Raw genomic sequence first — 8541 nt, forward strand, 5'->3', positions numbered from 1 at the left:
GCTGACCAGCGGACGGTCTTTAAGTTGCGAAGCAATAGCACACATCGGAACGATGTATAAGTGCACCCTTGTCACTTCGTTCTCTTGGGACATCATACCACACCTCCCTTACCATTCCTAGCTATTGATTGGTTATTTTTCCAATATTACGGTAAACTATAAGACAACTAATAAGAATTGGGAGTTGATTGAATTGACTACACGTAAAACGGATGAAGATCGATTACAGGAATTAGAAAAACAAATTGAACAAATGAAAGCAAGAAAGCAACAAGTAGAGAATAAAATTAAACAAAAGGAACGAAAAGAACGAACTCGTAGATTGATTCAAGTGGGAGCGATATTCGAAAAATACTTTGAGATTGAAGGTGAGGAACAAGCTGAACAAGTCTCATATGCTTTGAAAACTTATGTCGAGAAAAATAAATCTAGTTTTTTAAATATCGATCTTGAAAAATCAAAAGAGAAGGATGCAATAGTTTACAAAGAAGGTGTAGAAGGTTTGTTTATACCCGAAGTAAAGAATACTGGATATAACACAAAAAAAGAGGAACCAAATAATAATATCGAGGAAAAAAAAGAACAAAATGAAAAGTCCATTCCCGAAAATAAAAGCACTGAATATAAACTGAAAGAGGTAAAACAAAACTGAAGACGGTGACATTCACATCATCCATTGAAAAAAAGATCAGCTCAAGCTGATTTCCTAACTGAAGTTAGCTTTAATTCGGCAAGAATGATGTACAAAGGGCAGTGTCAACGGTAAATGTCTGACTGGAGCGTTAGCGAAAGGAATTTAAGGAGTTGACACGTTAAGTGACTCTCCAACCTCTTTTTGATTCTCACCCATGTGAGGACCTGCTACCCGGCGAGGGGGTTGGGGGGCTGCCACTTTTCAAAAGGGGCAAGGTCTTGCTCTTAATCCTTTAACACAAATCAATTTTGTTTCCTCGAATATTTCTTCGTTTTTCTCCAATACACCTAAAAAGCGTTCTAACCCTCTTTAAATGCGTTCTAATTCACTTGTGTAGTTATATTGAATTTTTACTTTAAAAAGCTTTTATGGAGATCCTGAGCGTTTTAAAGGGTAGTTTAATAGAGATGGACAACCCCTAATTACTTTTTTAAGAGAAAAAGAGAATTAAATTTATTTTTACTTTCCACCACCACCACGTTCTTCGCGCGCGTTGTTTGTTGTTGTTTTAAAGAACTTTGTTTAAGTTCTTTGTTTTAAGTGATTTAGGCACCCTCTGAACCCTTGATATGACTGGGTTTGTAAGGTCGAAAGGTAACAGTTTCGGTTCGAAAGGTAACAGTTTCGGTTCCGTAAAGGTAACAGTTTCGGTTCGAAAGGTAACAGTTTCGGTTCGAAAGGTAACAGTTTCGGTTCGAAAGGTAATTAATGATAAAAGGTGTTATACTTATTGTTGACACTGGATTTAAAGATATATATATTGATAGTAAAGTAACAACTTAAGAAAACGATACAAAAGGAGAGATTCCATGAAAGAAAATTACGTTGTTACACAAGGAAATAATTTAATTGAAGCCAGACATAGGAAACCTTTAAATGCTCGGGAGCAAAAAATTATTCTTACAATGGTGTCTATGATTAATCCAACTGATGAGGATTTCACAGAATATGTAATTTCTATAAAAGATTTTCATGAAATGCTCGGTTTACAAGGGAGAGAAAAATATACAGAAATTAAAATGGTGGTAGAAAATTTAATGTCTAAAGTAATTGAAATTCCTCGTGAAGATGGGGGGTGGTTACTAACGCACTGGGTTTCAACTGCTGAATACATGCAAGGAAAAGGTGCAATACGACTCAAATTTGTTCCAGAGTTAAAGCCATATATGTTGCAGTTAAAGAATCAGTTTACGTCATACCGATTAAGCAATATTTTATCCCTTAATAGCACCTATTCTATTCGGTTATATGAACTCATGAAAAAATGGCAACATCTAGGCAAATGGGATTTTTCTGTTGAAGAATTAAGAAGTAAATTAGGAGTTGGTGAAAAAAAATATCCGAGATACGCTAATTTTAAAGCTCGTGTTTTGATGACAGCCATTATAGAAGTAAATGAAAAAACAGACCTCTACATAAGTATTAATGAAAATAAAAATGGACGCAGCGTGGAGCGTATTGGGTTTATAATCCAACACTCGGTCGAAAAAGAAATCAAACTACCCGAACAAAAACAGAAACCTAAACAGCCAGAAAAAGTATTCGAAAATGAAGATGTACGAACTCGTTTGAATGCATTAGCAGAGGGTTATATAATTGATCAATTTTACTTCGCTCAAATGTATCAGGGAGCATCATTTATTTGGAATGATGATGCTGAAAAAGAATTGAGCATGCTCATTCATTATGTGAACGAAGAAGAAAGCGTAAAAAATCCTCTAGGATTTATCAAAAAGAAGTTGCAAGATTGTGCTCAACTTTTTCAAGAAGGATTGCCTATTACGTTCGCCAATTTACAATCAACCAAACGAAAATCGGGACGGGAAGAAAAAGTTCCTGATTGGTTTAATAAAAGAGAAAACACGGCTGACGTACGTACGGAAGATGAAAAAAAAGCATTTGAGGAAGAACGACGAAAATTACTGGAGGAGTTGGGGATGCAGGATAGCCAATGAAAACAAACTAATGAATAAAAAAGGTCGATCTCTCACAAGGGAAATCGACCTTTTTTATTATGTATGTAGCATGCACATGCCATCCAATTATTCCGTATCATTATTTCCAAAACTGATACCATTTTTTATTCTCAGTAGGGGTTATTATTTCTTTTTCTTGAACAGTTGCAGCCATTTGTTTTCTACTTTCTTGGTTTTCTCTTATGGCTGTCATTAACTTTCTGTCTCGTTCTTCTAATTTAGTATCTATATACTCTTGTTGTTTCTGCATGTGTTCAACCAATGACTGAATGACTTTGTTTTGTTCGTGGATGGCTTTATTCATGTCCTGTAAGGCTTCTCCGACATTCACAGTCATCTGTTCACCATCATCGTTCATGGTTATAGTCACAGGGTTGTCTGTATCTACCAAGGCTTTTTCGACTTGCTCCAAACTCTTTCCGTCATCATAGTGTTTCCTAATAGTAAGGATAATTGAAATCGACTCAGAAGCTATAAAATAGCTTTTTCCCTTCTTTTGAACATTTAGGTGGTGTCCGTGATTCCTAATGTACCTACGAATGGTTGCGTTTGGTATGTTTGTTTGTTTCTCAACCGCTAATACAGTTAGCCATTCAACGTCTTTGTTCATGCAGTCACCTCACCCCGTTCACCATCTAGTCATTATAGAGTAGTTCGCTATCTATCAAGGAAATCCTGCGGTTACGGTCATGATTGCAGTCACGGATTCGTTCATGCGGTCACGGCCAAATAAAAAAGACCGTCCATGACCGGTCTTCTGCCAATATACACCACTTGTTTACATAAGATCCGTTCACGGAAGTATTCAAGATGAAAATTAATTTGCTTCAACAATATAGGGAATTAGATGTTTTGCATCACGGTCAACACCACATATCAAGGCTGACCCACGTTGATACTGCCAAGGTAAACCTATAAAATAAAGACCTTTAATCGGACTTATACCTCTTTCCTGAACAGGTTTTCCATTTGATGAAGTAGCACCATCTATACGAATCCAATCATAGGAAGGAATAAAACCGGTTGACCATACAATATTTTCGAATGAATGTACGCTATTATCTTCAAACAGAACTTCATTTCCCTTGACCCTAACTACCTTTGGCTTTACATTAACTTTACGTTCAGTTATTAATGTTTTTAATTTGTATCCAAAGATAGGATCACTTTGTTTCCTAAACCAACTTCCCTTTTTTGTATTGACTCCAGCATACAATAGTCCAAAAAGTTCTAACCAGTAAAATATGCTTTTTCCTAAAAAACGAAGTGGCAAAAACTTAAATGGATGACTTACAGCCAAGGTTACATTTCTCTCTTGTGCTAATTCAACTGCAATTTGTGCCCCTGAATTCCCTCCCCCCACCACTAATACTGAACCTTTTAGAATTTGCTTAGGGGAAAAATACGAGGAAGAATGAATTTGAAATGGCTTTTCCCCTTTATCTAGTATAACTGGTGGAACAAAAGGTTTTTGAAACGCACCTGATGCAATCACAACTTGATTTGCTTCAATGATTCCTTGATTTGTTTCTACCTTGAACGTTTCACGGTTCTTTTTTATATTAATTACGCTGGTATTGAGTTTCACAGGTAAACCAAAATGAGTGGCGTAGTGCTCTAAATAATCGGCCATTTCATCTTTTGTAGGAAATCCATTTGATGAACCATTCATTTGTAACTTTGGTAGAGAACTGTACTTTCGAGAGGTAAATAATTCTAATGAATCGTAGCGTTGTCTCCATGAATCTCCAATTCTTACGTTAGAGTCTAATAGAATAAATGAAAGCCCTTCTTGCTTTAAATAGGACCCCATAGCAATCCCTGCTTGCCCTGCTCCAACTATAACTACATCATAATAGTCCATTTATTTACCCTCCTCGATTTAGTCTCTAAATTCTTCATTAAAATGGTCATTTGAATGTTAGTATATAAAAGTTCATTCAAACAATCAATAAGTTTGGATGAACAGCTTTTTTCAATCTATATCTTTATTTTACTAACCTGCGGGTTAGTTGAAGAAGAAAATCGATTTAGCAAAACGAGATCCGCAACACATTTAATGTTGAACGTGAATGTATGCTGCATGCATCTCAGGTTTACATAACGCCAGTTCACGGAAGTAATTAACTACATTACTCATAAAGAAAAAGCTACCCTGTAATGGCAGACAATTCATGAGATCAATCCCCAAAACATCGATTCGATTGTGTCACTTCTGTCCGTTTTCGACTAACATCAATAAGAAGTTTGTACATTCTATGAAAACTTTTAAAAAGTGTAGAAAATTGTTAGTTCAGTATTTGTTTATTGTTTCATAAATATGTTAAACTAAAACCATCACGTGATAGTTTGGAGGCGAGCCTATTGGGAAGGATAAACTAAGAATTGGGGAATTAGCCGATATTGCAGGTGTGTCCAAACGGACAATCGATTATTATACAAACTTGGATCTTTTAAAACCGTCACGTTCCGATACAGGCTATCGTTTTTTTGAACTGTCTGATGTTGAGCAGTTACATAAGATTTCGCATTTGAAGGGACAAGGTTTCTCACTAGAAGAAATTAAAGAGAAGCTGGCGTTTCATGATTCTAGCGAGCAGGTGCTGGAGAAAGCACTCCTAGTAAAAAATAATCTTCAGGAACTTTTGGTTTTATTAAAAAGAGCAGATCGGGAAAACTCTTCGATTAAGGAGAGCATTACTCATGACACTCTGCCTGTAATTCAAGCTTTATTACAATTACTTGTATAATTCAACACGCGAAAGTAGCAAACAATCATTTCAGGAGGTGGAGACCTTGCTTAATGTAAGGTTGACATAGTGGAAATATTAAATTTAGGATTAGTCGCATTACTGATTGCTTTAACAGCTTTCTTTGTAGCAACAGAATTTGCATTAGTAAAAGTTAGAAGCACAAAAATTGATCAACTAGTTGCAGAAGGACGAAAAGGTGCGATATCTGCAAAGCATGTGACCACTCATTTGGACGAGTATCTCTCGGCCTGCCAATTAGGAATTACAATTACCGCTTTAGGGCTTGGTTGGCTCGGTGAACCAACAGTCGAGGCAATGCTACATCCACTGTTCGAAAAATTCGATGTAGATCCATCTGTTTCCCATGTTCTTTCCTTTGTCATTGCCTTTGTCTTTATCACTTTCCTACATGTTGTAGTGGGAGAACTTGCTCCGAAGACAATAGCAATCCAAAAAGCAGAAGCATTGACATTGCTTTTTTCTAAACCAATAATGTGGTTCTATAAGTTAATGTTTCCCTTTATCTTTGTGTTGAATGGGTCAGCTCGTTTGCTTTTAGGTCTATTCGGATTTAAATCAGCATCGGAACACGAAGTTGCTCATACTGAAGAAGAGCTAAGGAGCATTTTATCTGACAGCTTTAAAAGTGGGGAAATTAATCAGTCCGAACTGAACTATGTTAACAAAATGTTCGAATTCGACAACCGAATTGCAAAAGAGATTATGGTGCCACGGACTGAAATGGTAACGTTCTCCTCAAATGTTACTTTCGATGAAGTAGCATATACAATCCAAGAGGAAAGATATACACGTTATCCCATTTACGAGGGTGATATAGATAATATCATAGGTTTTATCAACAGTAAGGATTTGCTATACTTTACTCTCGGAGATCGCTCGTCCTTAGAGTCATTCTCCATTAAAGACTTGTTGCATCCGATACCTGTGGTAATCGAAACATTGCCCATTGATGAGGTTCTAAAAAGAATGCAAAACGAACGGTCCCAATTATCGCTTGTTATCGATGAATATGGCGGTACGGCTGGAATGGTAACAATCGAAGACATCCTTGAAGAAATTGTCGGGGATATACACGATGAATTTGATGTAGATGAGATCGCAGAAATCACAAGAATTGCAGAAGACCATTATATCGTCAGTGGTAAAGTATTGATAGAAGAAATCAATGAATTACTTGGAACATCATTGAAAAAGGATACTGTAGATATGATTGGCGGATGGTGCTTATCGCAGAATTACGATCTCGAAGAAGGAGAAGATATTGAGCAAGATGGCTTCCTTTTTATAATCAAAGAGCTAGACGGGCATCAAATACGCTATATAGAAATTCGGAAAACCGAATAGACTATTCAGTTATGAAAAAGAGGATAGCATATCATGAGGCCACTGAAAAACTTAAGTTTTTTAATGACTTTCTAAAAAAGACGACTTTAAAGTCGTCTTTTTGATTAGTTCCTTTCCTCCCTCGTAGATTACCATTCCAACTACAAAACCCAAAATCATCTTAAAAAAGTTCATAGGTTTCATTTACACCATGAATCTGCCTTTAACATCACCATGATTTAACATTCAATCTGTTTCAAAACGGAGATATTTAGCCAACTCTTGTTGTACTAAACTGCTCAGTTAGTTGAACAAGAACTACATTCTCTCGCTGAATGGTCTTGTATCTTCTATACACATCAGGTTAACATAACGCTTGTTCTCGGCAGTTGATTCTGATAGGCAACCCTTTGAGCAAATTATGGGGAAAACTACTGCTGAAAGAACAGTTAAAACTATCGAATTTGTACAATAGATAATTTCGCTAACGGGTGCTTTAATTTTCTTAAACTAGTTGAAAAAATTTACCTATCGGAAGCTTTAAGAATCAACTATCTCGGCAAGTATTCCTGCAACTTGTGACAAAGTTGTGAATTGTCATTTCTCCGTCATAATACGACATTTTTTTGAAGAAAGTATGTTGTACAATGTACTAGTTGTTTCTGAACCTACTAGATATAGACCGCATAATTTGAAGCCGAATATATTATATGGAGGAAGATTTGTGAAAAGGTTATTAGATGAGAAAACGTTATTGCTTCAGATTGGAATCAAGAGAAAAGTCATGTATAGAAGAGCAAAAACTTTTGGGTATACGCACCCTCTTGTTGTCTCGTGCAGTCAAGAATTGGATGTGTTGATCAATAGATATCTAGAAAATCAATCCATCCAGGATTCAAGTTTATCCTATTTGCATAAATGAAATTCTCGGAAGTATTTTTATTCAAATCAAAGACCAATCCCATTATCAGAAGTACTGATCCTCTGAATACACAATCTGCACAAAAAAAAGAAGCTCAGATTTCTCCGACCTTCACAATGTTCTTGTAATGCTTAACTTACGATACATCGCTATTACCTTTATATTTTCTCGTTCCCATACTTCATTCCTCAGCATAGGAATCTTGAATTGTTTCTCCATTTCAGTCATTAAACTGGACAGTAGAATGTCTTTTCTCGGTTGGTCTGTATGGATTATTTTTTCATACTCCCTCTGATAATCTGAAAGTGATTTCTTGGCCATCATTTTCCCCTTAGCAGGTACTGATAAAAGCGTTCAGTGACTTCCTCAGCCCCTTCAAAGAACATAGGACCGGTTAACGCCTCTGTACATGCTGCCTTTAATTCGTCATCACTGTAAGCCTCAAAATCCCACATAAACGACCAGTTCCACACTGGAATAGAAATCAGAACATAATGATCAGTATGTACAAAATAAGTCTTAACCTCCCCATAACCACTATTAGAAAACTCTTCAAATGTTTCAACCGTTAATCTTTCCATCATTGTTTGCCCCCTTTAGTTACTTCTCTTTTGGCACGGATTAGTGTGCTTTTAGAAATCCCTGTAATTTCTTCTACTTGCGTATAAGAATTCGTTTTCAATAGCTGTAGAGCGTGTGTTACTTGTTTTTTAGTGAATTTTTTTGGTCTACCTTCACGGAAATCAGGATTCTGCTTCGCAATGGCTTTCCCCTCTGCTAATCGTTCAACGATCATATCCCTGTCAAATTCCGCAATGGCTGATAACATTCTTAAAATTAATCTGCCCATTG

General features: G+C 36.3%; 10 protein-coding genes. 5 read left to right on the forward strand and 5 right to left on the reverse strand.

Annotation, left to right across the window (positions count from 1 at the left end; genetic code table 11):
* The first annotated feature begins 193 nt into the window (after window positions 1-193).
* Both FQ087_RS22690 and FQ087_RS21875 read left to right on the forward strand, forming a co-directional pair.
* A complete protein-coding gene (locus tag FQ087_RS22690) occupies window positions 194-652 on the forward strand; it encodes a hypothetical protein (RefSeq protein WP_188006864.1) in 459 nt (152 codons plus the stop codon).
* Between the two features lie 851 nt (window positions 653-1503).
* On the forward strand, window positions 1504-2649 hold the full coding sequence (locus FQ087_RS21875; RefSeq protein ID WP_149582728.1) for a replication initiation protein: 1146 nt from the start codon (window positions 1504-1506) through the stop codon (window positions 2647-2649).
* A 100-nt stretch (window positions 2650-2749) separates the two neighbouring features.
* Here the strand turns inward: FQ087_RS21875 and FQ087_RS21880 are convergent, their stop codons facing one another.
* Entirely contained in the window at window positions 2750-3280 is a 531-nt protein-coding gene (locus tag FQ087_RS21880) for a DUF3967 domain-containing protein (protein ID WP_149582729.1), read from the reverse strand.
* A gap of 207 nt (window positions 3281-3487) precedes the next feature.
* Window positions 3488-4534: a flavin-containing monooxygenase gene (locus FQ087_RS21885; protein WP_149582730.1), complete on the reverse strand. Its 1047-nt coding sequence runs from the start codon at window positions 4532-4534 to the stop codon at window positions 3488-3490.
* Between the two features lie 547 nt (window positions 4535-5081).
* Between FQ087_RS21885 and FQ087_RS21890 the strand changes: the two genes are divergently transcribed.
* From FQ087_RS21890 to FQ087_RS21900, 3 genes are all read left to right on the forward strand, one after another.
* On the forward strand, window positions 5082-5420 hold the full coding sequence (locus FQ087_RS21890) for a MerR family transcriptional regulator (RefSeq protein ID WP_370456102.1): 339 nt from the start codon (window positions 5082-5084) through the stop codon (window positions 5418-5420).
* Between the two features lie 69 nt (window positions 5421-5489).
* The gene (locus FQ087_RS21895) at window positions 5490-6788 is read left to right on the forward strand and encodes a hemolysin family protein (RefSeq protein WP_149582732.1); all 1299 of its coding nucleotides are present in this window, start codon (window positions 5490-5492) and stop codon (window positions 6786-6788) included.
* A 703-nt stretch (window positions 6789-7491) separates the two neighbouring features.
* On the forward strand, window positions 7492-7689 hold the full coding sequence (locus FQ087_RS21900; RefSeq protein WP_149582733.1) for an aspartyl-phosphate phosphatase Spo0E family protein: 198 nt from the start codon (window positions 7492-7494) through the stop codon (window positions 7687-7689).
* 111 nt (window positions 7690-7800) lie between these two features.
* On the opposite strand, the gene FQ087_RS21905 is transcribed toward FQ087_RS21900, so the two are convergent.
* The 3 genes from FQ087_RS21905 to FQ087_RS21915 all read right to left on the reverse strand — a co-directional run.
* Window positions 7801-8010: a hypothetical protein gene (locus tag FQ087_RS21905; protein ID WP_149582734.1), complete on the reverse strand. Its 210-nt coding sequence runs from the start codon at window positions 8008-8010 to the stop codon at window positions 7801-7803.
* Window positions 8010-8273: a hypothetical protein gene (locus tag FQ087_RS21910; protein WP_149582735.1), complete on the reverse strand. Its 264-nt coding sequence runs from the start codon at window positions 8271-8273 to the stop codon at window positions 8010-8012. Before FQ087_RS21910 ends, FQ087_RS21905 begins: the two co-directional genes overlap by 1 nt.
* Window positions 8270-8541 (reverse strand): recombinase family protein (locus FQ087_RS21915; protein WP_149582736.1); only part of this gene is annotated, 272 nt, incomplete at its 5' end. The genes FQ087_RS21910 and FQ087_RS21915, both read right to left, overlap by 4 nt.

This window comes from Sporosarcina sp. ANT_H38, from assembly GCF_008369195.1.
Taxonomy (GTDB): Bacteria; Bacillota; Bacilli; order Bacillales_A; family Planococcaceae; genus Sporosarcina.

What these genes read in the sequence shown, in the direction of transcription:
- FQ087_RS21875 (WP_149582728.1), top strand. Translation starts at nt 1,504, where the DNA reads ATGAAAGAAAATTACGTTGTTACACAAGGAAATAATTTAATTGAAGCC.
- FQ087_RS21885 (WP_149582730.1), bottom strand. Translation starts at nt 4,534, where the DNA reads ATGGACTATTATGATGTAGTTATAGTTGGAGCAGGGCAAGCAGGGATT.
- FQ087_RS21910 (WP_149582735.1), bottom strand. Translation starts at nt 8,273, where the DNA reads ATGATGGAAAGATTAACGGTTGAAACATTTGAAGAGTTTTCTAATAGT.
- FQ087_RS21905 (WP_149582734.1), bottom strand. Translation starts at nt 8,010, where the DNA reads ATGGCCAAGAAATCACTTTCAGATTATCAGAGGGAGTATGAAAAAATA.
- FQ087_RS21880 (WP_149582729.1), bottom strand. Translation starts at nt 3,280, where the DNA reads ATGAACAAAGACGTTGAATGGCTAACTGTATTAGCGGTTGAGAAACAA.